Source organism: Clostridium sp. NkU-1, assembly GCA_001312405.1.
Genome location: BBDR01000023.1, coordinates 35,125 through 61,463, shown reverse-complemented (window position 1 = coordinate 61,463; position 26,339 = coordinate 35,125). Strand labels below are relative to the sequence as shown.

17 protein-coding genes and 7 pseudogenes are annotated in these 26,339 nt (G+C 47.2%); 1 reads left to right on the top strand and 23 read right to left on the bottom strand.

The genetic code is table 11. The annotated features are described in order from the left end of the window. Positions 1–112 precede the first annotated feature (112 nt). The 12 genes and pseudogenes from JCM10519_RS22850 to JCM10519_RS22800 form a co-directional block, all read right to left on the bottom strand. Positions 113–844: a glycerophosphodiester phosphodiesterase family protein gene (locus JCM10519_RS22850; protein ID WP_054742126.1), complete on the bottom strand. Its 732-nt coding sequence runs from the start codon at positions 842–844 to the stop codon at positions 113–115. A gap of 163 nt (positions 845–1,007) precedes the next feature. Continuing rightward, a complete protein-coding gene (locus tag JCM10519_RS22845) occupies positions 1,008–1,370 on the bottom strand; it encodes a DUF1667 domain-containing protein (protein ID WP_054742125.1) in 363 nt (120 codons plus the stop codon). 1 nt (position 1,371) lies between these two features. Then, a complete protein-coding gene (locus tag JCM10519_RS22840) occupies positions 1,372–2,637 on the bottom strand; it encodes an FAD-dependent oxidoreductase (protein ID WP_054742124.1) in 1,266 nt (421 codons plus the stop codon). Between the two features lie 13 nt (positions 2,638–2,650). Further along, a complete protein-coding gene (locus JCM10519_RS33160) occupies positions 2,651–2,779 on the bottom strand; it encodes a hypothetical protein (RefSeq protein ID WP_347845202.1) in 129 nt (42 codons plus the stop codon). 3 nt (positions 2,780–2,782) lie between these two features. Next, a pseudogene (locus JCM10519_RS33155) lies at positions 2,783–2,827 on the bottom strand (hypothetical protein); the annotation flags it as partial. Positions 2,828–2,844: 17 nt separating this feature from the next. Continuing rightward, positions 2,845–4,077 (bottom strand): annotated as a pseudogene (locus JCM10519_RS22835) (NAD(P)/FAD-dependent oxidoreductase). Positions 4,078–4,277: 200 nt separating this feature from the next. Continuing rightward, the gene (locus JCM10519_RS22830) at positions 4,278–4,856 is read right to left on the bottom strand and encodes an MgtC/SapB family protein (RefSeq protein WP_347845201.1); all 579 of its coding nucleotides are present in this window, start codon (positions 4,854–4,856) and stop codon (positions 4,278–4,280) included. A 130-nt stretch (positions 4,857–4,986) separates the two neighbouring features. Continuing rightward, a complete protein-coding gene (gene glpK, locus JCM10519_RS22825; protein ID WP_054742122.1) occupies positions 4,987–6,471 on the bottom strand; it encodes a glycerol kinase GlpK in 1,485 nt (494 codons plus the stop codon). Positions 6,472–6,734: 263 nt separating this feature from the next. After that, positions 6,735–9,342: pseudogene (locus JCM10519_RS22820) on the bottom strand (cation-translocating P-type ATPase). A gap of 200 nt (positions 9,343–9,542) precedes the next feature. Then, entirely contained in the window at positions 9,543–11,330 is a 1,788-nt protein-coding gene (locus JCM10519_RS33150; RefSeq protein WP_347845200.1) for an iron chelate uptake ABC transporter family permease subunit, read from the bottom strand. Continuing rightward, positions 11,327–12,337, bottom strand: coding sequence for an iron chelate uptake ABC transporter family permease subunit (locus tag JCM10519_RS22805; protein WP_054742119.1), 1,011 nt, complete (start codon positions 12,335–12,337; stop codon positions 11,327–11,329). The genes JCM10519_RS33150 and JCM10519_RS22805 overlap by 4 nt, the downstream gene beginning before the upstream one ends. Positions 12,338–12,359: 22 nt before the next feature. Further along, positions 12,360–13,409, bottom strand: a complete 1,050-nt coding sequence (locus JCM10519_RS22800) for an ABC transporter substrate-binding protein (RefSeq protein WP_054742117.1) — start codon at positions 13,407–13,409, stop codon at positions 12,360–12,362. 348 nt (positions 13,410–13,757) lie between these two features. Between JCM10519_RS22800 and JCM10519_RS22795 the strand changes: the two genes are divergently transcribed. Then, complete coding sequence (locus JCM10519_RS22795; protein WP_054742136.1) at positions 13,758–14,240, top strand: S-ribosylhomocysteine lyase; 483 nt, start codon at positions 13,758–13,760, stop codon at positions 14,238–14,240. A 182-nt stretch (positions 14,241–14,422) separates the two neighbouring features. On the opposite strand, the gene JCM10519_RS22790 is transcribed toward JCM10519_RS22795, so the two are convergent. From JCM10519_RS22790 to JCM10519_RS22755, 11 genes and pseudogenes are all read right to left on the bottom strand, one after another. After that, positions 14,423–15,133 (bottom strand): response regulator, encoded by a 711-nt coding sequence (locus JCM10519_RS22790; protein WP_054742115.1) that lies wholly within the window; start codon positions 15,131–15,133, stop codon positions 14,423–14,425. Positions 15,134–15,135: 2 nt separating this feature from the next. Further along, on the bottom strand, positions 15,136–15,483 hold the full coding sequence (locus JCM10519_RS33145) for an ATP-binding protein (protein WP_347845199.1): 348 nt from the start codon (positions 15,481–15,483) through the stop codon (positions 15,136–15,138). Positions 15,484–15,491: 8 nt separating this feature from the next. After that, positions 15,492–16,022 carry a histidine kinase dimerization/phospho-acceptor domain-containing protein gene (locus tag JCM10519_RS33140; RefSeq protein ID WP_347845198.1) on the bottom strand — a complete coding sequence of 177 codons (531 nt, stop codon included), beginning with the start codon at positions 16,020–16,022 and terminating at the stop codon, positions 15,492–15,494. A gap of 77 nt (positions 16,023–16,099) precedes the next feature. Further along, positions 16,100–16,330 (bottom strand): hypothetical protein, encoded by a 231-nt coding sequence (locus tag JCM10519_RS33135; RefSeq protein WP_347845197.1) that lies wholly within the window; start codon positions 16,328–16,330, stop codon positions 16,100–16,102. Between the two features lie 27 nt (positions 16,331–16,357). Continuing rightward, positions 16,358–16,405, bottom strand: a pseudogene (locus JCM10519_RS33130) (hypothetical protein); the annotation flags it as partial. Between the two features lie 97 nt (positions 16,406–16,502). After that, positions 16,503–17,699 (bottom strand): annotated as a pseudogene (locus tag JCM10519_RS33125) (two-component sensor histidine kinase); the annotation flags it as partial. Between the two features lie 158 nt (positions 17,700–17,857). Further along, positions 17,858–18,424, bottom strand: a complete 567-nt coding sequence (locus tag JCM10519_RS22780) for a potassium-transporting ATPase subunit C (RefSeq protein ID WP_347845207.1) — start codon at positions 18,422–18,424, stop codon at positions 17,858–17,860. A 23-nt stretch (positions 18,425–18,447) separates the two neighbouring features. Beyond that, a pseudogene (gene kdpB / locus JCM10519_RS22775) lies at positions 18,448–20,508 on the bottom strand (potassium-transporting ATPase subunit KdpB). Positions 20,509–20,523: 15 nt separating this feature from the next. Next, positions 20,524–22,209 (bottom strand): potassium-transporting ATPase subunit KdpA, encoded by a 1,686-nt coding sequence (gene kdpA, locus JCM10519_RS22770; RefSeq protein ID WP_054742112.1) that lies wholly within the window; start codon positions 22,207–22,209, stop codon positions 20,524–20,526. Between the two features lie 400 nt (positions 22,210–22,609). After that, positions 22,610–24,445 carry an alpha amylase C-terminal domain-containing protein gene (locus JCM10519_RS22760; protein WP_054742106.1) on the bottom strand — a complete coding sequence of 612 codons (1,836 nt, stop codon included), beginning with the start codon at positions 24,443–24,445 and terminating at the stop codon, positions 22,610–22,612. Between the two features lie 65 nt (positions 24,446–24,510). Next, positions 24,511–26,325: pseudogene (locus tag JCM10519_RS22755) on the bottom strand (ABC-F family ATP-binding cassette domain-containing protein). Between the last annotated feature and the right edge of the window lie 14 nt (positions 26,326–26,339).

Here is a 26,339-nt window from a genome sequence, read left to right as displayed (position 1 = left end):
TTCCGGGTTTTCCTTGGAAAGAAAAGCACATTTTAACGTTCTTTTTCTCATACAAGATAGCAGGAGCTGCAGTCTTCTGGAAACCAGATGCCTCGCTCCTGCTATGTATTATCTACAGTTCTTTGCTCTGGACCCACCGCTTGCAGATTTCAGGAAAGTTGGTTATGACTCCGTCACAGCCCCATTCATAGACCTGTTCCAATTCGGACATGCCGTTGACCGTCCAGACATTCACTAAAATTCCGTATTTCCTGCAGTTGTCCACAGCCTCTTTTGTCAATCCCTTAACCCCTGGGTGGTAGCATTCGAAATGATACCGGTCACAATAATATCCTGCATTTCCAAGGCCCTGATCCCCAAGAAGTGCGCCGCACTGGATCCCGGGAGCCAGCTCCTTTAAGCGGATTATGGAAGTATGGTTAAAGGAAGAAAAGATGACCTTTTTTTCAAGCCCGTATTTGCACACAAGTTCCAGGGTTTTCTCTTCCAGGCCCTCGTAATAATATACGCCTGTCTTAATTTCGATATTTGTGACAAGCTCCTGATCCTTCGCCCATTTACAGTATTCTTCAAAGGTCGGAACAGGCTCAAATCCATGAATCCCTCCGCAGACAGCATCTCCATTGAATTGCTTCAGTTCCTCATAAGTGAAATCCTTCACAAAACCGGTTCCGTCTGTAGTCCGGTCAATGCTTTCGTCGTGGATCACCACCACGGTTCCATCCTTTGTAAGCTGTACATCCAGTTCGATCCCGTCACAGCCTGTCTCTGCCGCCTTTTGAAACGCCAGCATGGTATTTTCCGGATACCTTCCACTGTAACCCCTGTGCGCGAACACCCTCATAGCAACCCCTCTTTCTCAAAAATCTCTCTCCAGTATATCATTTCCTGTATAAACTTTCCATAGATTCCCCTGTTTTTATGCAAAATAGCCTTGTAAATCCACAAGCTGCCAGAAGTTATCCAGACAGCTTGCGGCAAATACAAGGCTATTTCAGAAAATTACATTATATTTTTTCAATGTTCCTTGTAGCTACAATGGAAACGCCGGTTCCTGCACAGTCGGGAATGATCACATCTCCAATGAGAACAGGTGCAGAAATCTCCACCTTCCTGATTTCCTCCATGCAGGCAAAAATCTTATCCTTGGGAATGTCCTGCTTTGTCTTTACCGGCACCATTTCCAAGCCGCCGCCTATGACGCGGACTGAGGAAGTCACCACTCTGGTAGGGCTTAAAACCTCTTTTTTTCCATATTCTTCCCCGCGGCTGCAGGAATTCCCTGTAACTTCCACCTGATCCCCTTCGATGCGCACCGTCAACGGGCAGCCCAAAGGACACCGGATACAGATCATTTCTCTTGCCTCCATATTATTCCACCTCCGTACAGACAATGATTCTCTTAAGCTCCGGATAATCCTTAAAGCTGTCTTTCTTTAATACAACCTGCTCCATCTCACCGGGAGCCAGAACCTTTTTCTTTTTGTGGGAAACCCTTGCATCATCATAGTAAACACTGATAAAGCGGTCCTTGTACACATCGGCCACGCGGAAACGGACCGTGACCTTATCCTCCATATTCTCCACATCAATCATCTGAGGCACCGTATAGCGGACTCCGTTCTCAGCTGCCAGCTCCACGGTATGAGCCGCCTTTTTTTCACCAGCCGCTTTTACGTAGGCGGCTGCACTTGTTCCGGCTAAAGCTGCTTCCTCGGATACATAATCAACCAGGTCATGAACGTGAAGCACATTTCCACAGGCAAAGATGCCTTCCGAGCTGGTTTCCAGCTGGTCGCCTACTACAGGACCAGACGTCACCTGGCTCATCCGGACGCCAGCTCCCCTTGAAAGCTCATTTTCCGGAATCAGGCCTACGGAAAGAAGAAGGGTATCGCAGCTGTAATATTCCTCTGTACCTGGAATGGGCTTTCGGTTTTCATCGACCTGGGCAAGAGTAACGCCTGTCACCCTTTCTTTTCCCTCAATGTTTATTACCGTATGGCTGAGCTTTAACGGAATTCCATAGTCATCCAGACACTGGACGATATTTCTCTTTAAGCCGCCGGAATATGGCATAAGCTCTGCCACCACCTTTACCTTGGCACCTTCTAAGGTCATACGCCTGGCCATGATAAGCCCGATGTCTCCGGAGCCTAAGATCACTACCTCTTTTCCCACGCTGAAGCCTTCGATATTCATTAATCTCTGGGCAGTTCCTGCAGAATAGATTCCTGCCGGACGGTAGCCCGGTATATTAAGGGCTCCTCTGGGACGCTCCCTGCAGCCCATGGCCAGGATTATGGCTTTGGCTTTTATGGTTGACAGTCCATCTTCTCTGTTGATGACTGTTACTTCTTTGTCCTTGCTGATATCAAGGACCATTGTATTTAATTTATAAGGTATGTTTTCCGACTCCGCCATCTCAATATAACGGGCCGCATATTCCGGTCCTGTTAATTCTTCCTTAAAGGTATGCAGGCCAAAACCGTTATGGATGCACTGGTTTAAGATGCCGCCAAGGCAGGATTCTCTTTCCAGAATCAATATATCTGTAATGCCCGCCTTTTTTGCTGCTACTGCTGCAGCAAGACCAGCCGGACCGCCTCCGATTATCACTATATCATGCTCTGTCATTTTGCTGTCCTCCTTATTTATGACCGGTTACTATATTGGAGCCGGGCCTGTTTTTGCAGATATCCTCCATGGTCCTGTCTGTTTCCCTTGCCAGGATCTCCATGGTCCTGGGGGCACAGAAACCGGCCTGGCACCGTCCCATGCCGGCACGGACACGCCGTTTGATTCCATCTAAGGAAACCGCTCCCAGTGTCCGGGTGATGGCATCTACAATCTCTCCCTCACTGACCCCTTCGCAGCGGCAGATAATGGTGCCGTACCGGGGGTTCTTCTTAATAAGCTCTGCCCGTTCTTCAAAAGACAGCTTCTGAGGATCCAGGATTCCCTTCCGGGTTGCCTTAAAATTCTCCTTTCGGGAAGCCTTTGCCTTTTCTGCAACCAGATCGGCAATGTAAACGCCGATGGCAGGAGCGCTTGTAAGCCCCGGTGATTCAATGCCTGCCGCATCAAAGAAGCCGGCGGCATCGGAAACCTCGCCCAGGATGAAGTCATCCCCGGCTCATGGGCACGAAGGCCGGAAAAAGAGGTGATTGTCTGGCGGAATGGTATGTTCTTTACTCCCCAGGCAGCTTTCACCATAATATCCGACAGATCCGCTGCATCTGTATTGACGCCTTCTTTATCCTCTACATCGGTTGCCGAAGGGCCGATCAGCAGGTTGCCGTGAACGGTAGGGGTTACCAGCACGCCCTTTCCCATCTTGCCCGGAAGCTGGAAGATGGTATGGGACACATGGGTACCTGCCTCCTTATCAAGCAGGCAGTAATCCCCTTTTCTCACCGTGATGTGTATCTTCTCTTCGCTTACCATGTTGTGGAATACGTCGGCATAAACGCCGGCGGCATTGATCACATAGGCGGCATGGATTGTTCCTTCCCCGGTTTTCAGGCCATAGCCCTTTTCCGTCTTTTCAATTACTTTTACCTCAGTATTAAATAGAAACTCCACGCCGTTGTCACAGGCGTTCTCCGCCAATCCTATGGTTAAACCAAAGGGACATACAATCCCTCCCGTAGGCGCATACAGGCTGCCACAACCGTCTCCGTCACATTAGGTTCCATGGCCCTCACCTCATCGCCGGAAAGGATGGATAAGCCGGTAACTCCGTTTTTTTATGCCTTTCTCATAAAGCTTCTTAAGAGCGGGTATATCTTCCTCCGAAAAACAAAGCACCAGAGAGCCATTTTGAATCATTGAGAAATCAAGCTCCTCTGAAAGCTCTCCCATCATTCGGTTGCCTTCTACATTGAATCTTGCCTTTAAAGACCCGGGCGCCGCATCAAATCCTGCGTGGACAATGGCGCTGTTGGCCTTTGACGTGCCGGAGCAGACATCCTCCTCCCGTTCAATGACACAGATGCTAAGGTCATAGCGCGCCAGTTCTCTCGCAATTGCACAGCCGACTACGCCGCCGCCAATGATCGCTGCATCGTAATTCATTTCCATCATGTTCTTCTCCTCCATATCTGTAATGGTCACCCTAATAAGTGGCAAATCATATAAAAAAAGTAAGGAAAACAAACGGATCACTCCGCTTTATTCCTTACTCTTTCATCTCAAAGGTTGTATATTTAATTGTCTTAATGCTAGCATAATCCCGACTGGATTGTCAAGATTTTTCTGCCGGGTCCTCCCCCCTCCTATTCGCTGACTGCCATGACGGTATTCTCCTCTGCCAGCTTGGAAAGCAGGACTCCCTTGTTAAAGCCCGGCGGATAAATGACTTCAAATTCCAGTTTGATCTCATCCTTTTTATTCTTGTTGATCTTCACAGAAGCAATCTCAACCTTTTCTTTTTCCAGAAACTCTTCCATGTTTTTTACTGCCCCGGATTTTTGCGCTATGGTCATCCGCAGACAGCCGCAGGAAGGCACCTGGCAAAATAGTTGATCCGGTGAGTCAGAGTCTGCATGGCAATGATGAGAACCGCAGACAATATGCCCACAATGTACTGGCCCGCCCCAAGAGCCAGCCCTACCCCGGCGGTAGCAGATCCCGGCTGCCGTCGTTAAACCATTTACCAGATTGTTCCGGACAAATATGACCCCTGCTCCTAAAAAGCCCACTCCGCTTACCACCTGGGCCGCAACTCTGGCCCCATCGCTGTTTTGGATGTCAGGGAATCCATATTTGGAAACCACCATCATGAGTGCTGAACCGATCGCCACAATGGCGTGGGTCCGGATTCCAGCCGATTTGTTCCGGTTTTTTTCTCTCACTGCCGATTAAAAACCCCAAAAAGCCTGCTGTTATAATGCGAAGCATAAATTCCAGCTGAATCATGACGTATGTTAAGGTAATTCCCCCAAATAATAAATATGTACCCTCCAAATCCTACCCCTCCACGTTCTACTCTCCTTCTTGTGACCAGTAGAGCGCGCATTTAACTGCCCTCTTCCAGCCTTTTACCAGCTTATTCCGGCTTTCCTCCTCCATCTGGCTGTCAAAGGCCCTGGATACCTTCCAGTTTGCCTTGATTTCTTCCCGGCTCTTCCAATATCCGACTGCAAGTCCGGCCAGGTACGCGGCTCCAAGGGCGGTTGTCTCAATGCATTCCGGCCTTACGATCTCCGTGTTTAACAGATCAGACTGGAACTGCATGAGGAAATTATTGGCACAGGCTCCCCCGTCCACCTTTAGCTGCTTTAAATGAATGTCCGAATCCTGTTCCATTGCCTCAATGAGATCACAGACCTGATAGGCCATGGATTCCACCGTGGCCCGGATAAACTGTTCCTTGCTGGTCCCTCTGGTCACCCCCACAATGGTTCCTCTTGCATACTGGTCCCAATAGGGTGCTCCAAGCCCTGCAAAGGCCGGTACCACGTAAACGCCCCCCGTATCCGCCACAGCCTTGCAGTATTCTTCTGTCTGGGCGGCAGTACGGACCATCCGCATCTCGTCCCTTAACCACTGCACCGAAGCACCTGCCACGAACACACTTCCTTCCAGGGCGTACTGAATGCTCTCCTGGTCACTTGCAGCTATAGTGGTCAAAAGTCCATGTCCGGACCTCACCGCTTTTTCCCCTGTATTCATAAGGAGGAAACAGCCGGTTCCATAGGTATTCTTTACTTCCCCCGCCTCAAAGCAGCACTGGCCGAATAACGCAGCCTGCTGGTCGCCTGCCGCTCCTGCAATGGGGATCTTTCCTCCCATGACATCCGAAGAGGTGTAGCCGTAAATACAGCTTGAGGGCTTTACCTCCGGCAGCATGCATCTGGGAATGTGGAAATAGTTGAGAATCTCCTCATCCCAGCACTTCTTGTGTATATCGAACAGCATGGTTCTGGAGGCATTGGTATAATCCGTCACATGGATGCAGCCCTTGGTCAGATTCCAGATCAGCCAGGTATCCACGGTTCCAAACAGCAGTTCCCCGCGTTCGGCCCGTTCTCTTGCCCCCTCTACATGATCCAGGATCCATTCGATCTTGCTTCCTGAAAAATAAGCGTCAGGGATCAGTCCGGTCCTTTCAATAATAAGCTCCTCCAGACCGTCCTGCTTTAGCTTCTCGATCCTGTCCGAAGTCCTGCGGCACTGCCACACGATGGCATGATAGACCGGCTCCCCTGTCTCTTTATCCCAGACCACCGTAGTCTCCCTCTGGTTCGTGATCCCGATTGCAGCAATATCGCTGTAATGAGCCCCGATCTTTCCCATGGCCTCCATGGCCACGGAAAACTGTGAAGACCAGATCTCCATGGGATCATGCTCCACCCAGCCCGGCTCCGGAAAAATCTGTGTAAACTCCTTTTGTGCTGCACTGCAGATGTTCCCCTGCTCATCGAACAGGATACATCTGGAACTTGTCGTGCCCTGATCTAAGGCAATGACATATCTCCCATAGTTTCCTCCTTCTCGCCTCTACTCTTTTGTCATACAGATATGCCTAAGGGTGCCCCTCCCCCTTCCAGCAGCTGCCACTGATTTTACCCTTTGTTAATTTTTTCTCAAGGGATAAAGAAAGAGCCTTGGAAATGAACGGTTACCCGCACTCATCACCCGGCTCTGTCATCTCTTAGGCTATCTATTTATGTATACTTAATAGTACCACGGACCAAAAAGTATGTCAAGATTTCAGGGTATTTTTTTTCTTAATGAAGACTCTCTCTTATGGTCTTAAATGCCTGAATTACAAGCGTAGGAATAAATGCAAATATGAAAATGGTAATAAACTGCCTTACATTTAAATCTGCCACATAAAAGAAGGTATGAAGGCCTGGTATAAACAGCACGGCTGCCAAAAGAATTGCTCCTGCTTCAAAGGCCATAATGCTCCACAAATTACTTTTAAACCCGATCTTTAAAATGGAATGGCCGCTTCTGCAGTTAAAGCCGTGGAACAGCCTTGCCAGAGTCAGGGTGGAAAATGCCATGGTACTGGCGGCCACCTCGCTTCCGGTCACCATGCCTGTGTGGTAGGAGGTCATGGTACAGGCAGCTATGAGGGCCCCCTGAAGGAGGATCTGAAGTACAAACCGCTTTGTTAAGATTCCTTCTTTGGGATTTCTGGGCTTTTGGGCCAAAAGGTCTGCTTCCGCCTTTTCCATTCCAATGGCAATGGCAGGAAGAGAGTCGGTCAAAAGGTTGATAAACAGCAGATGCACCGGTGCAAAGGGAGGGGGAAGGGCCCGGAAGGATGTGTACAATACACACAGTATCCCTGCCATATTTCCTGATAACAGAAATTTAATGGCATTCCGGATGTTCCGGTAAACATTACGGCCGTTGGCAACCGCCTTAATAATGGTTGCAAAGTTATCATCCGTAAGGATCATGGCAGAAGCATCCTTTGACACTTCTGTCCCCATTTTTCCCATGGCAACCCCGATGTCAGCCTGCTTTAAGGCAGGGGCGTCATTGACTCCGTCTCCTGTCATGGCTACGATATGGCCTTTTTTTCTGCCAGGAGCGGACGATTCGTATCTTATGCTCCGGCGAAACCCGGGCATAGACGCTGATATGCTCCAGCCTGCGGCTTAATTCCTCTTCCGGCATATCATCAAGCTCCGGTCCGCTGACCGCCAGGTCATCTTCACCCAGAATGCCAATTTTCTCCGCAATGGCGGAAGCGGTGATCTTATGGTCTCCTGTAATCATAACCGGACGGATGCCCGCTCTTTTGGCGCTTAATACCGCATTCTTTGTCTCCGGACGGGGCGGGTCCATCATTGCGGTCATTCCAAGAAAGGTATAGCCTGCCTCCGATTTTTCCGTCAGCTTCTCAGCCTCATGCATTTCCCGGAAGGCAAAGCTCAGAACCCTTAGCCCCTGCCTGGAAAACTCCATGTTCTGATCCATTAAAGTCTGCCGGTCCCCTTCCCTCATAGGACGGATCCCTTCCCCTGTCCATATATGGCTTATCCGGGGCAGCAGCACATCCACCGCTCCCTTTGTGAACAGAACCCTTTTACCTTCGATCCTGTGCATGGTGCTCATAAGCTTTCTCTGGGAGTCAAAGGGGATTTCCCCTGCCCTGGGGTAATAGGATTTCATGGCTTCCTCTTCCATGCCCGCCCTTTCGGCCATCTGTATCAGCGCGGCCTCCGTCGGATCCCCCACCAGCTTTCCTTCTATGTAGGCGGAATCATTATTTAAAACAGCATCATACAACAGATATTTATGTACTGGAACCTGTTTGTTTAAGAGTTCCGGAGGATAAAGGCGGCTGTTTACATAGATTTGCTGTACGGTCATGCGGTTTTGGGTCAGAGTTCCCGTCTTATCGGAACAGATGACCGAAACACAGCCAAGGCTTTCCACTGCCTTTAAATCCTTTATGATGGCATTTTCTCCTGCCATTTTCTGTGTGCCCATTGCCTGAACGATGGTGACAATGGAGCTTAACGCTTCCGGAATCGCCGCAACCGCCAGGGCTACTGCAAACATCAGGGAATCCAAAACCGGCATCCTGCGGTAGATGCTCAGACCGAAAATCACTGCACAGATAAACAGGATGGCTGCTGCCAGCTTGCTTCCAAACTGGTCTAAGCTCACCTGAAGAGGTGTCTTCTTTTCCCCGGTGTCATTCATGAGGGAAGCGATCCTGCCGATTTCCGTATCCATTCCGGTACCTGTTACCAATACCTTTGCCCTGCCCGCTGCCACCAGGGAACCGGAAAACACCATATTTGTCTGCTCTGCCAAAGGCACCTTTTTTTCCCGTATCCTCCCCGTCCGCTTATCAACATTAACGGATTCTCCGGTCAGAGAGCTTTCATTGACCAGGAGAGAATAATTTTCCAGAATCCGGCCGTCTGCCGCCACCATATCCCCTGCTTCCAAAAGCAGGATGTCCCCCGGTACGATTTCCCCTGACAGGATTTCCTGCCTCCGCCCCTCTCTTACCACCTTTGCTACCGGCGATGACAGGGCCATAAGGCTGTCTATGGACTTTTCCGCCTTCTGATGCTCTACTGTCCCCAGCACCGCATTCAGCAGAAGCACCGCAAAAATTACCCCTGTGCTCTCTACGTCACCGGATATCATAGAAATTACTGCAGCTATAATCAGGATGATGACCAATAAGTCTTTAAACTGGTCCAGAAATACCTGGAAAGCGCTTTTGCGTTCCGCTTTTTTAAGTCTATTTGGACCATATATCTGTCTGCGCTTCAATACTTCCCTGGAATCCAGTCCATTCTTTCCTGCGCCAAGCTTTACAAGGGCCTCATCCTCTGATAAACGAAACCATTCTTCCATTCTGACGCTCCTTCCTGTTTCTCATATTACCGGAAGCTGAAACTGCTTCCGGTAATCAGATGGACGGGCTGAAAAGCAGCCCTTCTATCAGAAATCTAAAAGGCGATTTCTGATAACCTATACTATGTTATGAGACAGGAAGTGAATTTCATGAATGATTTTGCCTTGCTATTGACATGGACCGGACAACAGGCACTAAATCAATAAATTGCTATTGGCCCATACGGCCCTTCGATAATTTCTATTTTGGTTTCAAAAATATCGGTCAAAACGTTTGAATCCATAATCTGGTCTACCGTGCCAAAAGCGGCAATTCGTCCGTCTTTCATCGCACAGATTCGATCAGAATATTTGGCCGCAAAATTAATATCATGCATAACAGCCACAATTGTTCTTCCAAATTCATTGGCCGCATGCTTCAAATGCTCCATCATCTGAACAGAACGGGCAACGTCAAGATTGTTCAAAGGTTCGTCCAAAAGTACATATTCCGTCTCCTGGCACAGAACCATTGCCACATATGCCCTTTGCCTTTGGCCGCCGGAAAGCTCATCCAAATATCTGTTTTCCAAATCAGTCAACTCTAAAAAATCAATATATTTAGAAATAATGGCTTCATCCTCTTTCGTTAATCTTCCTTTTGAATAAGGAAAACGGCCAAATCCAGCCAGCTGCCTGACAGTAAGCCTCGTTACAAAATGATTTTCCTGCCGCAAAATGGTCAAAACTTTTGCCAAGTCCTCTGATTTCGATTCAGTCACATCCATATCTGCCACCTTAATATGGCCTTCTTCCATATCCAAAAGCCTTCCAATCATCAAAAGTGTGGTAGATTTTCCAGCACCATTGGGCCCGATCAAAGAAGTGAGACCTGCTTTTGGTATTTTAATATCCAAAGGTCCTATTTCTACCTCATCATAGGACTTTCTGGCATTATCTATTATTATCATAAGGTACCTTTCCTTAAAATCACGATTAAAAATACTATTCCGCCAAACATCTCGATAATAACCGAAACTACACCTTGAGCCCTGAATATATGGTACATAAAAAAAGTATGCACCTGTTATTATCAAAAATCCAATCGCAAGAGCCATTGGAAAAATATATCTGTGATCATAGGTTGACGCTGCCTGATAACTCAAAGTTGCAACTAAAAATCCATAAAAAGTAAGCGGTCCAACCAAAGCCGTAGAAATTGACATCAAAACAGATACTAAAACCAGAGCATAAATCACGTGAACCTGATGTTTGACGCCTAAAGAAGTAGAGCAATCCTTTCCAAGTGACACAACATTTAACTTCTTAGAATAAGCCAGAAGAAGCAGTGCTGCAATTATTACAACCGGAATTGCAAGAGGAAAATATTCCGAATCCGCATTGTTGACAGAGCCAAACAATCTTGCCTGTAAAATATCAAACTCTGACGGCGCAAGAAGTTTTCTCATAAACGATGATAGAGACTTCAGACCAGTTCCCATAATAACGCCAACTAAAAGCATAAGCTGTAAATTTCCATATTTTCCGGAAAGCAGCCAGCCATAAAGGATCAGGCACATCAAGACCATAACAACAACTTGAAATACAAAGGATCCGATCCCACTAAAATTAATAAAGGCACTGGCACCAAAGAAAAATATGGTACTGGTATGAATGGTTGAGTAAAGTGCTTCAAAGCCTAAAAGGGAAGGGGTTATAATCCTGTTGCTCGTAATCGATTGGAAAGTGACTGTCGATAGACTCTGGCAAACTGCAGAAATGATCATTGCCACAAGAGCGAACATCCTTCTTCTGACAACCGGGAGAAAAGAAGGAGAATCAATTGGAACCGGATTATTATAAACCAAAAGCCCATAGGAAGCAAAAACGCCCAAAACAATCAAGGTTATCAACAAAATCCAATATTTTTTTTCTTCCTTCTTAGAACGAAAAGCTCTCGCTGATCTGTGTTCATGACGAAGGCCGGTATTGTATTCTATTCCGTTCATCTTAGCCTCCTTTGCCTTAATAAGATAACAATAAATACAATTGACCCCACTGTTCCAAGAATCAAAGAGACAGGAACTTCAAAGGGCATTATAATTGTTCGGGAAATTATGTCACAAAGAGTTATCACACCCATTCCCAGCACACATACCCAAGGCAGATTACTCCTAAGATCATCTCCTCTGTACATGGAAACTATATTTGGTACAATTAAGCCTAAGAAAGGTAAATTTCCAATAACAGCTGTTACAATTCCAACTGCAAAAGAAATAAGACCGGTCCCCAAAATAATTATCTTATTATAATTTACTCCAAGACTTGTAGCGACATCTTCCCCCAGACCGGCTAAGGTCAGCTTATCCGCATAAATAAAAATAAGGCCGGTAACTATAATAATCAGCCATAAATATTCGTATCTTCCGATTTGAACGGCTGCAAATGAACCTACAAACCAGCTTTCAATATTTTGCGTCATTTGGAAGGTAAGTCCTACAAAAGTAGAAAATGCTGAAATAACTGCTCCAAGCATCATCCCAATGATCGGTACAATCAAAGAAGAACGGAGCTTCACTCTTCTTAAAAACAGAAAGAAAATCATAGTTCCTATAAAAGAAAACATGATTGCCCCGGTCATTCTTAAAACTAAAGTTGGTGCCGGAAATAATAAATAGACAATGAGAAGTCCCAAACCCGACCATTCAATCGTCCCTGTTGTTGTAGGTTCCACCAAACGATTTTGTGTAATAAGCTGCATGACCAGTCCTGACATTGACATTGCAGCTCCGGTAAGCATGAGTGCAGCTGTTCTAGGTACCCGTGTTATGAAAAACATATCCCTTCCATCCGCTTGACCCTGTATATCATAAACTCCGGTAAACAGTGATATAATACCTAAAATAATAACAACGATAATCGCTGATATAAAAGGTTTTGTCCATTTCTTATTGTTATAATAACGTTGGGGCTGAGAATTCCCAGCCCCAATCGTTTTTTTCGCTGTATTTTTCAACTCTAAGCTATACTCCTATATACTATTCAGCCAAAGCCTTTGCAAGGTCTCCAAATAACTCCAGATAGGTTTGTATGGATTCATTTGTGTAAGTATCAGCTGGTGCATAAACGATATGTCCTTCAGAAACAGCAGTTACGTTTTGAAGAGCAGGTGATTGATCGATAACGTCCTGAGCAGGAACCGCATCAGTTGCAGAAGATACTGCAGCATCACGGTCTAATACGAAAATCCAATCCGGATTACTTTGTGCAACCGCTTCAACAGAAATATCATCCCCTTGATGATCGGAAGTGGTATTGTCAATATCTAATGCCGGAACCCAGCCGAACACTTCATACATGGGCCCCCAAACACGACCGGAATGAGGAGCTGAAAAACCGATATTTCCACCGGAAACCACAACACTCATAATGGTATCCGTTCCATTATATGAAGATTTGACAGATTCAATCGCCTGATCAAAGTCAGCTGTCAATTGTTCAGCTTCTTTATTTTTATCAAAAATTTTTCCAAGTGCAACGGTGGAATCCTTAAGTCCGTTTACTAAGTTTTCTCCAGGTGTATCCGTTTCCTCAGAAACATCAAAGTTTAAATCAATAACTACTGCATTTGGCACTAATTTTTTTATTTCTTCATAATAGGACGCAAATCTTTGACCGACTATTACGAGGTCAGGGTCTGCAGCTGCTATAATTTCAAGATTCGGTTCGCGGTGATTTCCGATATCCAGAACAGACTCATCGGCTACATATGGGGAACCCGCCGGCATTACGCCCTTTGGAGCAGCGACTAATTTAATTCCCCAGTCTGATAATGTTTCAAAAGTTCTATTATCCAAAGAAATTACCTTTTGAGGATTTACAGGAACTGTAACCAGTCCATGAACATCTTTAATTTCAACCGTTAAAGCTTCCCCGCTCTCAACAGCTGCAGTGGTTTCAGCAGCTTGAGCCGCTTCAGCTGCAGTGGTTTCAGTAGTTTTTGTAGTGCTTGGACTTGAGCAGGCTGTCATCATTAAAACGGCCGCCGCCATAATGGTAGTTAATTTTAATACGTTGTTTTTTTTCATTTCATCTCCTCGTTTAATAAATGTATTAAGTTAGTTGCGACTAACTTTTTTCATTATATTATTATAAATGGTTATTGTCAACAGCTTTACTGATTTTTCCGCGGCAAACGCATGAAGGTGTTCCATCAGACTGGTATTCAGACCAGTTAAGCGGAGGGCAGGGGCAGATGGCAGATATCACCGTAAAGCCCTTATGAAAACTATTTTTTTCCATAGAACTTAACAACTGCAAGCTAAAGAATATCCATGATTTCTATTGCATGGGACCGTTTTATTTATTATAATTTGACCATGGGATAAGCAACCCGCAAATCGTAAGCAACCATGTTAAGAAAGGACATGATAACCATGGAAAAAATAACAAGCTTTACCATCAACCATTTAAAACTTCTTCCAGGCATCTATGTCTCCCGCAGGGATCAGGCCGGGGACTCTGTCATTACCACCTTTGATATCCGCATGACCCGCCCTAATTTTGAGCCTGTTATGAATACAGCAGAAATCCACACCATTGAACATCTGGGAGCCACCTTCCTGCGCAACCATGAATTCTTTTCTTCCCGGATCCTGTACTTTGGCCCTATGGGCTGCCGCACCGGCTTTTACCTTCTGCTGTCCGGTGATTACAAGTCCAGTGACATTGTTCCATTGATCACGGAAATGTATGAATTCATCCGGGATTTTGAAGGCGAGGTACCAGGCGCAGCCGCAAAAGACTGCGGAAATTACCTGGACATGAATCTTGGAATGGCTAAATACCTGGCTGGAAAATTCCTTGATTCTGTGCTGTACGGAATCGATGACGACCAGCTTATTTATCCTGAGGACTAAGGGACGTTTATACCTGGTGGCCGCGTTTCTTTATGACAAAGGCCCCCTGTCTGACAATATTTCATTGTCAGACAGGGGGCCTTATCCCATGATCATACCCGCTCTTCTCTTTGCTCCAAAGTCTCATATTCTATTTTATTTGACTTGCCTATTCATGTTTCTGGCTGCGATACCATACCCATTTACCCTTCATCCAATTCCTCCACCATCCGGTATCCAACGCCCATTTCCGTGAGAATATACTGGGGCGCTCCTGGATTTTCCTCTATCTTACGCCTTATATTCGCCATGTTGACGCGAAGGGTATGGCTTTCATCGGTATAAACCCCCCATATTTCCCGTATGATGAAATCATGGGTAAGCACCTTGCCTGCATTCCTGGACAGTAAAACCAACAGCTTATATTCAATAGGCGTTAAATGGACTTTTTCTCCATCTTTGTATACGACCCGTTTATTATAATCGATTTCCAGCTTCCCAGTGGTAAACCTTTCATCTCCCAGAGCTTCTGCGGCAGCCGATTGAGTGCTGTGCCGCATTGCCGTCCGTATACGGGCAAGGAGTTCTGAGGTTCCAAATGGTTTTACAATATAATCATCAGCACCAAAGTCAAGGGCAGCCACCTTCTCACGTTCGTGACCACGGGCGGAAACCACAATCACAGGCGTTTTTGACCATTGACGTATCGTTTTAAGGATCTCTACACCATCAATATCCGGCAGGCCAAGATCCAGAAGGATGATATCGGGAACACGGGAGGTAAACAGGGAAAGCCCTTCCTTTCCTGTTTTGGCTTTAACCACCTGATAATCATTTGAAGTCAGAATGGCAGATATAAAATTGCAGATCGCATCTTCATCTTCAATGATCAGCACCATTGGTTTTATATCCATATTTATTCACTTCCTTTCAAGGGCAGAGTGAAGCAGAATACCGTTCCTCCATCCTTTCTGTTTTCAGCCTCTAAGTTTCCCTGATGGGCATTGACAATGGTTTTGCAGATGGACAGGCCGATCCCCATTCCTCTGGAGGAATCGGCGCTTCTGTTTTCGCTGGGCTTATAGCCTGAAAACAGATGGGGCAGATCCTCATTGGGAATCCCCCTTCCCCTGTCAAACACTTCAAACCTGGCCCATATTCCATCTCTCTCCAAGCGGACTTCAATGGAGGAATCCTCTGGAGAATATTTTATGGCATTCTCAAGAAGGTTGATCAGCACCTGTACGATCAAGGTTCCATCCATCGGAACCTCTAAGAATTCCTCCGGAACATGAACAAGGATTTTACTCTGAGGGAATCTCCGCTTGATACGGCTGACAGCCTCCCCCACAACCTCTTCCGCTGCCTCCGGGCTTTTCTTAAGATTGGAGCATTCTCATTGATCCGTGTCACGGAAAGCAGATTTTCCACCATGCGTATAAGCCACTGTGATTCTTCCTGTATGTTGGCGACCAGGCTGTTCCGGGTATTTTCATCAAGCAGATCTCCATTTTCACGGATTACAGAGCTGGCCCCCAGAATGCCTGCAAGAGGCGTGCGCAGATCATGGGATATTGCCCGCAAAAGGGTGCTCCTCATCTTTTCCTTTTCCGATTCCACCATAATGTTCCGCTGCTCATCGGAAAGATGCTGCCGCTCCAGGGCCATTGCCACCTGGGAAGCGATCATGCGCAAAAACAGGCGGGCATTGTGGTCAAGGTTTTCTTTCCTGCAGGAAATTCCCCAGACGGCAAGAACCTTTCCCTGAGAGATCACAGGCATATAGAATGCTGCCGCTCCCATTAAGGTATCGGTTCCTGCTCCCGCCCGTTTCTGGTTTAAGAATACCCAGTGGGCAACCGCCTTTTCATCGGCGGAATTTAAAACAGAAGAACCGATGTCATCAGCGCCTGCCCTACTTCCCCATCCTCTCCATGTTCCGGATCAGTGGTGAAAAAGATTATAGACCGTCCAAACAACTTCACAACATAGTCATTTGTAAGAGCTACGATCCGGTCAAGGCCCCTTGTGGCAAGGAGCTTTTTATTGATCTCATACAGGATCTCCGTACGGTGTTCCCTCTTTACTGCCAGCCTCGCTTCCGCTTTCATGCGCACAGTCAAAGCGCTGGTGATCAAAGCTACTAAAAGCATAATGGCAAAGGTAAGGGGGTAGCCGGCTTGAATTGCGTTTAAGGTAAAATAAGGCTCTGTAAATAAAAAAATTAAAGGTCAATACGCCGACTGCGGAGGCAAGGATCCCGTATCCATATCCTTCTGTCATCCGGGAAACCAGCAAAACGGAGAAAATATAAACCATAATAATATTCTGGTTCATGACGTCAAACCTTCGAAGCCCAAGGGACAGCAGGGTGGTAGCCATCAATATAGAAAGGGTCTTTCCGGTATCCGCCCAGGTAAAGCGGAAATTCTCATGCTTTATATTTTTCCCCGGCTTCTTATAGCTGCGTTTGATGATATTCCCTGGTATGATGTGTATTTCTATGTTAGGCAAAAGAAAGATGAGCTTGTCTTCAAAATCCATATCAAACAGATTTTTAAGGGTTTTCTTATTTCTGCTTTTGCCCACTACTATATTGGTGATACCGGAAAGCTTGGCATATTCCGATACGGTGGCGGCAATATCATGTCCGGTCAGGTTCACGATCTCAGCCCCCAGCTTTTCTGCCAGATCCAGGTTCGCCCGGATCGTCTTCTGTTGTTCAGCAGTAAAATCTTCACTTTCTATATCTTCCACGTATAATGCGGCCCAGCTTGCGTGAAACGCCTCCGCCGCCCGCGCAGTCCACCGGATGCATTTTGCCGATGAGGGTGACGGGCCGATGCAGACAAGCAGCTTGGTATTAGCCATTTTATCAGATAAGCTCCGCTCGCTCTGATTCTCCGAGCTGATCTTATCCGCAGCGCAGCGCAGGGCGATTTCCCGCAAAAGCCGCAGGTTCTCCTGTGTGAAAAAATTCCGCATGGCCGTTTCCGCCCGGTCAGAGCGATATATTTTTCCTCCTTCCAGGCGGAGCAGCAGTTCATCCGGTTCAATATCCACCAGTTCGATTTTTTCCGCCCGGTCAAAGATATAATCCGGGACAGTTTCCCGGATCCTGACCTTTGTGATGTTCTCGATCACGTCATTTAAGCTTTCCATGTGCTGGACATTGACTGTTGTATAAACATCGATCCCTGCTCCCAGAAGTTCCTCAATGTCCTGATACCGTTTTTTATTCCTCCCGCCCTCTGCATTGGTATGGGCCAGCTCATCCACAAGAATCAATTCCGGTTTAAGTTCCAGAGCCTTATCTAAGTCGAATTCCTTTAACTCTATATTGCGGTATGACACGGTTTTGGGCGGAAGCAGCGGCAGACCATGCAGCTTCTGCATGGTCTCAGGACGGGTATGAGGCTCGATATAGCCGACTAAAACGTGGATCCCGCTTTTTAGGCGTTCCTGGGCGTCGTCAAGCATTGCATAGGTTTTTCCCACACCCGCAGCATATCCAAAAAATATTTTTAACCTGCCCGGCCTTTGGTCCCGGTGCGTCTGAATATCCTCTAAAATGGCATCAGGGTCAGGTCTGTAATCAAACACTTCCATCCATGTACCACCACCTTACTTTTTAGATATCATACCACCTTTTTTATCTGCAGCAAACCATCAAGAGCTAAATTCACTTTTAAAACATTGACGCCCGGTTCACCGATAAATCCAAGAAAGCGCCCCTTTGTACAGGTCTTAATAATGCCTCTCACTTCATCCTCTGTCAAATTCCTGGCGGCTGCAATCCTTGCCACCTGGTATTCTGCCGCTTCAGGGGAAATGTGAGGATCAACGCCGCTTCCTGATGCCGTAACCAGATCCATGGGAATATCTTCCTGATTGCCGGGATCAAAGGAATGCCACCAGTTTATGCGTTCCAAAACAAGGGTCTGCTGCTCTTTGCTGACAGGAGAAAGGTTTGACACGCCGGAGGGCCTTCCAATAAGATATTGGGGCTTTGTAAACTCCTGGGCCAGCAACTGGGATCCATATTCCTTTTGTGTTCCATCCTTTTGGGCGGCAAGGATCATGCTGCCGTTTGCCTGATCCGGAAACAGCAGCTGGGCAGCCTCCGTAACTGCAGCCGTATAAATGATACCGCACAATATGGTCATTATGCCAAAGCATACAACAGCGGTTCTGAATAATTTCATGATTTTCATAGTTTCTATTTACCTCACACAAGACCGCACGCGGCCAGAATCATATCGATCAGCTTGATTGCGAAAAAAAGGCGCGCAGATCCCGCCCAGGCCATAGACCAACAGGTTTCTTGTCAGCAGCTTTTCAGCCGGCAGCTCCCGGTATTTAACCCCTTTAAGAGCCAGAGGAATCAGTGCAATAATGATCAGCGCATTATAAATGATCGCTGAAAGCATGGCACTTTTGGCGCTGGTCAGGCCCATAAAATTCAGGGCTTCCAGCTGTGGATAAATGCCGAAAAACAATACAGGAATAATGGCAAAATACTTTGCCACATCGTTTGCCACACTAAAGGTCGTCAAAGAGCCCCTAGTCATCAAAAGCTGCTTGCCGATCCGGACAATATCGATGAGCTTGGTAGGACTGGAGTCTAAATCCACCATGTTTCCTGCCTCCTTGGCAGCCTGGGTCCCTGAATTCATGGCCACCGCAACATCAGCCTGTGCCAGGGCAGGAGCATCATTCGTACCGTCTCCGGTCATGGCAACCAGATGGCCTTTGGCCTGGTAATCACGGATGAGGCCAGTTTTGCTTCCGGCGTAGCCTCCGCAAGAAAGTCATCAACACCCGCTTCTGCAGCGATAGCCGCTGCCGTCATGGGATTGTCACCGGTGATCATAATGGTCTTGATGCCCATTTTGCGCAGATCTTCAAAACGTTCTTTTACACCGTTTTTCACGATGTCCTTTAAATAGACCACGCCCATCACCTGATTGTTTTTTTTGCCACCACAAGAGGAGTACCTCCTGCCTCAGCAACACGCTTTACAAGCTTCTCACATTCCTCCGGGTAATTTCCTCCCTTTTCCAGCACATAGGCTTTGATGGTATCAGCAGCGCCTTTCCGGATCTCGTTTCCCTGATAGTCGATGCCGCTCATCCTTGTTTTTGCTGTAAATTCCACAAAGCTTGCACCCAGGCTGAAAGCTCCCTGCCCCGTATCCCAAACCGTTCCTTTGCCAGAACCACAATGCTTCTTCCTTCCGCTGTCTGGTCTGCAAGAGAAGAAAGCTGGGCCGAATCGGCAAGCTCCTGCTCCGTGACGCGGGCCACCGGCAGAAATTCGCTTGCCTGGCGGTTTCCCAAGGTAATGGTCCCAGTCTTATCAAGTAGCAGTACATCCACATCCCCGGCAGCTTCAATGGCCCGCCCGCTCATTGCCAGAACATTTGCCTGATTTAAGCGGCTCATGCCTGCAATGCCGATGGAGGATAGGAGCGCGCCAATGGTAGTAGGCGCAAGGCATACCAAAAGGGCAATGACATTGGTGATGGAAATGGCGGAGCCAGATCCTGCCTGAAGGCTTGCAAAGCCGGTAAAAGGCCGCAAGGCTGCCGTAACCACAAGAAAGATGATGGTAAGGGTTATGAGCAAAATCTGCAAAGCCACTTCATTAGGAGTTTTCTTTCTGGATGCACCTTCCACCATGGATATCATCTTATCAAGGAAGCTTTCTCCTGCTTCCGCCGTTACTTCGATGATCAGCCAGTCAGACACCAGGGTAGTTCCCCCTGTTACAGCACTTCGGTCGCCGCCGGATTCCCGGATGACCGGGGCTGATTCCCCGGTAATAGCGCTTTCGTCCACAGAGGCTGCCCCATCCATCACTTCCCCATCCATTGGGATCTGCTCCCCTGCCCTGACATATACAATATCTCCCTTTTTCAGGGTATTGGAAAGAACCTCAGTATAATCGTCTATATTGGATGGCGTTTTCAGTTTTCTTGCCTTTACGTCTTTTTTTGGCACTGCGCAGACTGTCTGCCTGTGCCCGTCCACGCCCCTCTGCAATGGCTTCCGCAAAGTTGGCAAACAGAACAGTAAACCATAAAATCAGGGATATGGTTAAGGTATAACCCGAATTTTCTTCCTTAAGACCTGCAAAGGAAAAAAATATACAAAACACCGGTCAGGACCGCTCCTGTAAAAACTACCAGCATAACAGGATTTTTCACCTGCACCCTGGGAGACAGCTTAACAAAGGACTGTCTCAGCGCATCATAAAAGATGCTCTTGTCAACACTCTTTTTTTCCATTTTAATCACCTTCTGTCACTGCATTGTAAAGAAATCGGCAATCGGGCCAAGAGCCAGCGCCGGTAAAAAGCTCAGCGCGCCTATGATGAGGATAACTCCGATCAAAAGTCCCACAAATATGCCATTGCTGGTGGATAATGTGCCCTCGCTGACGGCAACAGCCTTTTTCTTCCCCATATTACCAGCAAGGAAAATGACAGCTGTCATGGGAATGAACCGGACCATCAGCATTATGATCCCGCCTAAAATATTTGTAAACGGGGTGTTTCCGTAAAATCCTCCAAAGGAGCTGCCGTTGTTATTAGCCATGGAAGAAAAGGCATACAAGATCTCCGAAAATCCATGAGCTCCTGAATTGGTCAGCCATGACCGGGCACCTGGCATGGAGACGGCAGCGGAAGTCCCCAGAAGCGTTAATAGCGGGGGGACAAGGACAATTAAGCAAACCATTTTCATATCAAAGGGCTCTACCTTTTTCCCCAGATACTCCGGGGTCCGGCCAACCATCAAGCCTGCAATAAATACTGTAAGGAGCACAAAGGCAAGCATTCCGTAAAGTCCGCTTCCCACGCCGCCAAATACAATTTCCCCAAGCTGCATGAGAAACATGGAAACCATTCCCCCAAGGGGAGTAAGGCTGTCATGCATGGCGTTCACAGAACCGTTTGATGCCGCCGTGGTCACCACCGCCCATAAAGAGGAAGCGCCGACGCCGTGAACCACCTCCTTGCCCTCCATGCTGCCGGAGGCTGCCGCGTGTTCAAACACAGGCGCCCCAAACTGTTCGCTGATGGTTGTTGCAGCAAGGGCAGCTATAAAGAAAATCATCATAGTCATGTAGATCGACCGCCCCTGCCTTCCATCTTTTACTGCCCTTCCAAAACTTACGCAAAGGGCCGCAGGAATCAGCAGAATGGACAAAGCCTGAATCAGGTTGGAGAAGGCGGTTGGATTCTCAAGAGGAAATGCAGAGTTCATCCCAAAGAAGCCGCCCCCGTTTGTACCAAGCTGTTTGATGGCAATCTGGCTTGCGGCAGGGCCTAAGGGAATGGTCTGCAAGGCCCCATTTTCCAGCATGGCAACTTCTTTATAGGGGCCAAATGTCTGAACAACACCCTGGGAAACAAGCAGCAAAGCCACGAGAAAGGAAAGCGGGATCAGAATGTAAAGCGTGGACCTTACCAGATCTGCCCAAAAATTCCCAATGGTCTTTTTCTGCTTCAAAACAAATCCTCTGATCAGGGCAAAGAGAACGGCAATTCCCGTTGCCGCTGACACAAAGTTCTGGACGGCAAGACCTGAAAACTGGGTGAAATAGGACAGAGTGGATTCACCTGAATAGGATTGCCAGTTGGTGTTTGAAATAAAGCTGGCGGCTGTGTTAAAAGCCAGATGCCAGCTGGTTCCTTTCAGCCCTTCCGGATTAAATGGCAAAGCTCCCTGAAGCATCAATAAACCAAAAAGAAAAACAAATCCTGTTCCGCTGAATAATAAAACAGAAAGCACATACTTTCCTGCATTCATCTCTTCCCCGGAGGAAATGCCCATAAGCTTATAAATCCCTTTTTCCACAGGGGCAAGGGCAGGAGTCAGAAAAACCTTTTGCCCTGTCATAACCTTGTATATATAAATCCCAAGAGGAATGGACAATCCAACTAAAACAGCAATATAAAATATATCCTGCATAACAATATGGCTCATAACCGGTCACCTCGAAATAAAATGTAAAATAAATAAATTAACAATAAAACACCGATAATGCTTACCAGCATCAAAACAGCTCCCATGATTTCATCTCCTGATCCTTTTATTTTTCTTATCCCTATGCTCACAATCATATCAGAGAAAAAAATCAAGACGGTGTCAAAATGAAAAGGGACCATGTCAAGAAGTTGTCAAGAATATACGCTGCCATGCAGCCTTCTCTGAAAAAAACGCAGAAGAAAACACACCAGGGAATAAACTGTCCTCCAAAAATCAGACTTAAAAATCTAACGAACGGGTTGCTCATGCCAGGTAAAAAAAACAAAAAATGAGGGCAATCTGATTGACTGCCCTCAAAAACATCGTAACCGTAAATTAACTTTTCAAATACCACTGTTTATTTCTTACCCATAAACACCACAATGGACCTTGGCGGAACCAGAAACCGTTTCCCTCCTGCCGCAGGCTCCTTTCCTTCCGGGTACATGCCGTTTGCTTCTCCTTTATCCGTATGAAAGACCACATGCCATTGTTCCTTCTTAGGCAGGTTGGGAAGATCAAATTCATGAGGTTCCCAGTGCATGTTATAAGCCACATAAAAGTTGTCATCAGCGGTTCCATCCGGTTTTCTTCCATATTCCCCGCAGTAAAAGATTCCAAGCTGGCGCCGGAAATTATCAAATTCCGGGCACCATGCCTTTACTCCATGATAGGAAACATCCGGAAACCCGCACGCCAGATAATCCATGATCCTTGGCTCCTTCGGCATATGGAACACCGGATGGGCCTTTCGAAAGGCGATCACTGCTTTTACAAACTCCAGGAGATCCCGGTTTGTCCTGACCAGATTCCAGTTTAACCATGACACCTCATTATCCTGGCAGTATGCATTATTATTGCCTGACTGGGAATTGCCGAACTCATCTCCAGCCATAATAAGGGGCGTTCCCTGGCTCAGAAGCAAAAGAAGGAATGCGTTGCGCAGCTGCTTTTTCCGAAGCTCCATCACCTTTTTCCGCTTTGTGGGACCCTCAACTCCGCAGTTCCAGGAATAATTATAGGGACTGCCATCATGGTTCTTCTCTCCGTTTTTCTCATTATGTTTGGTATCATAGGACACCATATCCATCATGGGAAACCCGTTGGTATTGGCCATATAATTGACGACGCCGTACCCGGCCGGATTTCTCCTGGTACGGAAGGCAAGATTATTCATCTGTTCCTCGTCCCCCTTTAATACCCGGCGCATATCCACCAGAAAGCCGTCATTATACTCGCCCAAGTGCTTAATCTTACCTTCAGAGGCTGTATCCCAGGATATGGCAAATAGCTTGATGCGGCTTAAATAGGGATCCCGGCGGGGGAGGTCTAAGGGCAGGGTCCCCACCAGATGAATCCCGTCCACATGGAATTCATCCGCCCAGAACCGGACCGCGTCAAGAACCAAAGAAGGCGGTTCCTTTCCGGTAAAGAAAAGCTCCACGATCACTTCCAGCCCCTCCTTATGAAGTGCCTTTACAAGGCTTTTAAACTCCAGGGCCGGATTCTTCTTGGAAGCGTAAGAAGCCTTTGGAGCAAAATAATAGCCTGAGGTATATCCCCAATAATTCAATTTCCCAACAGGTTTATCCACACCAAAAGGATTTCCATACACGTGTTCTGGCATAATGACCTCGGAAAACTCATTTACCGGCATCAGCTCCACCGCTGTAATACCCAGTTCTTTTAAGTAAGGGATCTTCTCCCGCAAGGCATCAAAGGTTCCTTTATGCTTTACTTTGGAAGAGGCATGCTTTGTAAATCCCCGGTTATGGAGCCTGTATATGATACTGTCCTCATATGGAATCTGAGGAAGCTTGTCCTCTTCCCAGTCAAAATCAACAAACTCAATGGGAGTTCTTAAAAGGGTTGACGCGTGTTCAAAATCCCCCCATACCTCCCGTCCGGTAAAACGCTTTCCATAAGGATCAGAAAACAGCTTTCCATCGATTTCATAGCAGTATTCCAGATTGTTAAAATCCTCTCCCAGAACAGTCATGCTCCATACATCGCCTTTTCTTAACTCTGCCGGAAAGGAAATGGTCTGGACCGGCGTTTCCTCTCCTGCCTTAAAAATAAGGACCCTGCATTTCTCCCCTTCTGCAGCCACACAAAGGCGGATTCCGCCGGATACCTTTGATAGCCCCATAGGATAGGTTCCCATCTCATGCTTTGCAATCCTGTACTGTTCCATATCGCTTGTCTCCTCCGTCTCTTGATCCGATTCCGGGTTAGCTTCTGCTCCTTTTACTGTGATTCTTATTGATTCTCAATCTGTTCTGCCAGGTCGTTTAAATACATCCACCGCTCCATCTTCTCCTCCAGCAGCCTTTCCTGCTCTGTCTTTTCCTCCATCAGCGCATTCAGCCTGCTGTAATCGCTGGCAGCTTCTCCCATCTGCTTGTCCAGAGCCTCGATCTTCTCTTCCAGAGCCGCCAGATCTTCTTCAATGGTTTCCCATTCTCTCTGTTCCTTAAAGGAGAATTTAAGCTTCCGCTCTCCCTTTGGTTTTTCCTTGCCCTTTTTCTCAGAAGCCTCCGGACTTTTTGAAAATTCCTCATCCTGGCCTGGAAGGCTTCCGGATATTTCTCCTGAAAAGCCGCCTGATAATCGGTAAAGCCACCCTCATACTGGGCCACCTGACCCTGTCCCTCAAAGGCAAAGATCCGGCGTACCACCCGGTCCAGAAAATAGCGGTCATGGGAAACCGTTACCACAATCCCCTGGAAGCTGTCAAGATAATCCTCTAAAATAGTCAAAGTCTGAATATCCAGATCATTGGTCGGCTCGTCAAGCAAAAGCACATTGGGCGCTTCCATCAGGATCCGGAGCAGATAAAGCCTTCTTTTCTCCCCGCCGGACAGCTTGCTGACAGTGGTGTACTGGACGCTTGAAGGAAACAGAAAGCGTTCCAGCATCTGAGAAGCGCTGATGCTTCCATCCTTTGTTTTTACGTACTCCGCCACGTCCCGGATATAGTCAATGACCTTTACGCTGCCATCCATGTCTTCGCTTTCCTGTGAAAAATATCCCATTTTTACGGTCTGCCCTATGGTGACCGTTCCGGCGTCAGGATCCAGCCACCCTGCAATGATCTTCATCAAGGTGGATTTACCGCTTCCGTTAGGTCCAATGATGCCGATGCGGTCATTTTTTTAAGAAAATATAGGAAAAGTCCTTCATCAGCACCTTTTCCCCAAAGGCTTTGGTGATATCATTAAGCTCCACCGTGGTACGCCCCAGGCGGCTTGAAACGGAATCCAGTTCCACCGTCTGATCGATCTCAATTCCCTTCTGGTCACGAAGGGCCTCATAACGCTGGATATGGGCCTTCTGCTTGGTAGAACGGGCCCTGGCTCCCCGCTGCATCCATTCAAGCTCCACCTTAAGAAGAGACTGCCGCTTCCGCTCTGTGGCCGCTTCCATGTCCATACGCTCTGCCTTCAGCTTTAGATAGCCTTCATAATTCTCCTGATAGTTATAAAGCTTCCCCTTATCAAGCTCCACAATCCGGTTGGTCACGCTGTCTAAAAAGTACCGGTCATGGGTCACCATTAAAAGCGCCCCTCGAAAGCGCCTCAGATAATCTTCAAGCCATTCCGCCATACTGCTGTCCAGGTGGTTGGTAGGCTCGTCAAGGACCAGTAAGTCGTTATTCCCAAGGAGGACACTGACTAATGCCACCCGTTTTCTCTGTCCCCCTGACAGGGTCTCCACCTTGGAATCAAAGTCCGCAAATCCCAGTCTGGTCAGCATAGCCTTTGCCTGGCTTTCCAGGTCCCAGACGTGCTCATGCCCTTCATTGTCCCGGACAATGCTCTCTAAAATGGTATCGCCTTCATGAAACACTGGATTCTGGGACAGAAAACGGATATCTAAATTCCTCCCCTTTACCACGGTCCCCTGATCCGGCTCCTCAAGACCTGCCACGATCCTAAGCAATGTGGATTTTCCTGTTCCGTTAATGCCGATCAGCCCGATCTTTTCTCCTTCATTGATGCTGAAGCTGGTATCGTCAAAAAGCAGACGTTCCGTATATGATTTAGTTAAATGTTCAATGGTCAGTAAATTCATTCCTTATCGTTCTC

What these genes read in the sequence shown, in the direction of transcription:
- JCM10519_RS22850 (WP_054742126.1), bottom strand. Translation starts at nt 844, where the DNA reads ATGAGGGTGTTCGCGCACAGGGGTTACAGTGGAAGGTATCCGGAAAAT.
- JCM10519_RS22845 (WP_054742125.1), bottom strand. Translation starts at nt 1,370, where the DNA reads ATGGAGGCAAGAGAAATGATCTGTATCCGGTGTCCTTTGGGCTGCCCG.
- JCM10519_RS22840 (WP_054742124.1), bottom strand. Translation starts at nt 2,637, where the DNA reads ATGACAGAGCATGATATAGTGATAATCGGAGGCGGTCCGGCTGGTCTT.
- JCM10519_RS33160 (WP_347845202.1), bottom strand. Translation starts at nt 2,779, where the DNA reads ATGGGACGGTGCCAGGCCGGTTTCTGTGCCCCCAGGACCATGGAGATC.
- JCM10519_RS33150 (WP_347845200.1), bottom strand. Translation starts at nt 11,330, where the DNA reads ATGAACGGAATAGAATACAATACCGGCCTTCGTCATGAACACAGATCA.
- JCM10519_RS22800 (WP_054742117.1), bottom strand. Translation starts at nt 13,409, where the DNA reads ATGAAAAAAAACAACGTATTAAAATTAACTACCATTATGGCGGCGGCC.
- JCM10519_RS22795 (WP_054742136.1), top strand. Translation starts at nt 13,758, where the DNA reads ATGGAAAAAATAACAAGCTTTACCATCAACCATTTAAAACTTCTTCCA.
- JCM10519_RS22790 (WP_054742115.1), bottom strand. Translation starts at nt 15,133, where the DNA reads ATGGATATAAAACCAATGGTGCTGATCATTGAAGATGAAGATGCGATC.
- JCM10519_RS33145 (WP_347845199.1), bottom strand. Translation starts at nt 15,483, where the DNA reads ATGGATGGAACCTTGATCGTACAGGTGCTGATCAACCTTCTTGAGAAT.
- JCM10519_RS33140 (WP_347845198.1), bottom strand. Translation starts at nt 16,022, where the DNA reads ATGGGAGCGGCAGCATTCTATATGCCTGTGATCTCTCAGGGAAAGGTT.
- JCM10519_RS33135 (WP_347845197.1), bottom strand. Translation starts at nt 16,330, where the DNA reads ATGAAAGCGGAAGCGAGGCTGGCAGTAAAGAGGGAACACCGTACGGAG.
- JCM10519_RS22780 (WP_347845207.1), bottom strand. Translation starts at nt 18,424, where the DNA reads ATGAAATTATTCAGAACCGCTGTTGTATGCTTTGGCATAATGACCATA.
- kdpA (WP_054742112.1), bottom strand. Translation starts at nt 22,209, where the DNA reads ATGAGCCATATTGTTATGCAGGATATATTTTATATTGCTGTTTTAGTT.
- JCM10519_RS22760 (WP_054742106.1), bottom strand. Translation starts at nt 24,445, where the DNA reads ATGGAACAGTACAGGATTGCAAAGCATGAGATGGGAACCTATCCTATG.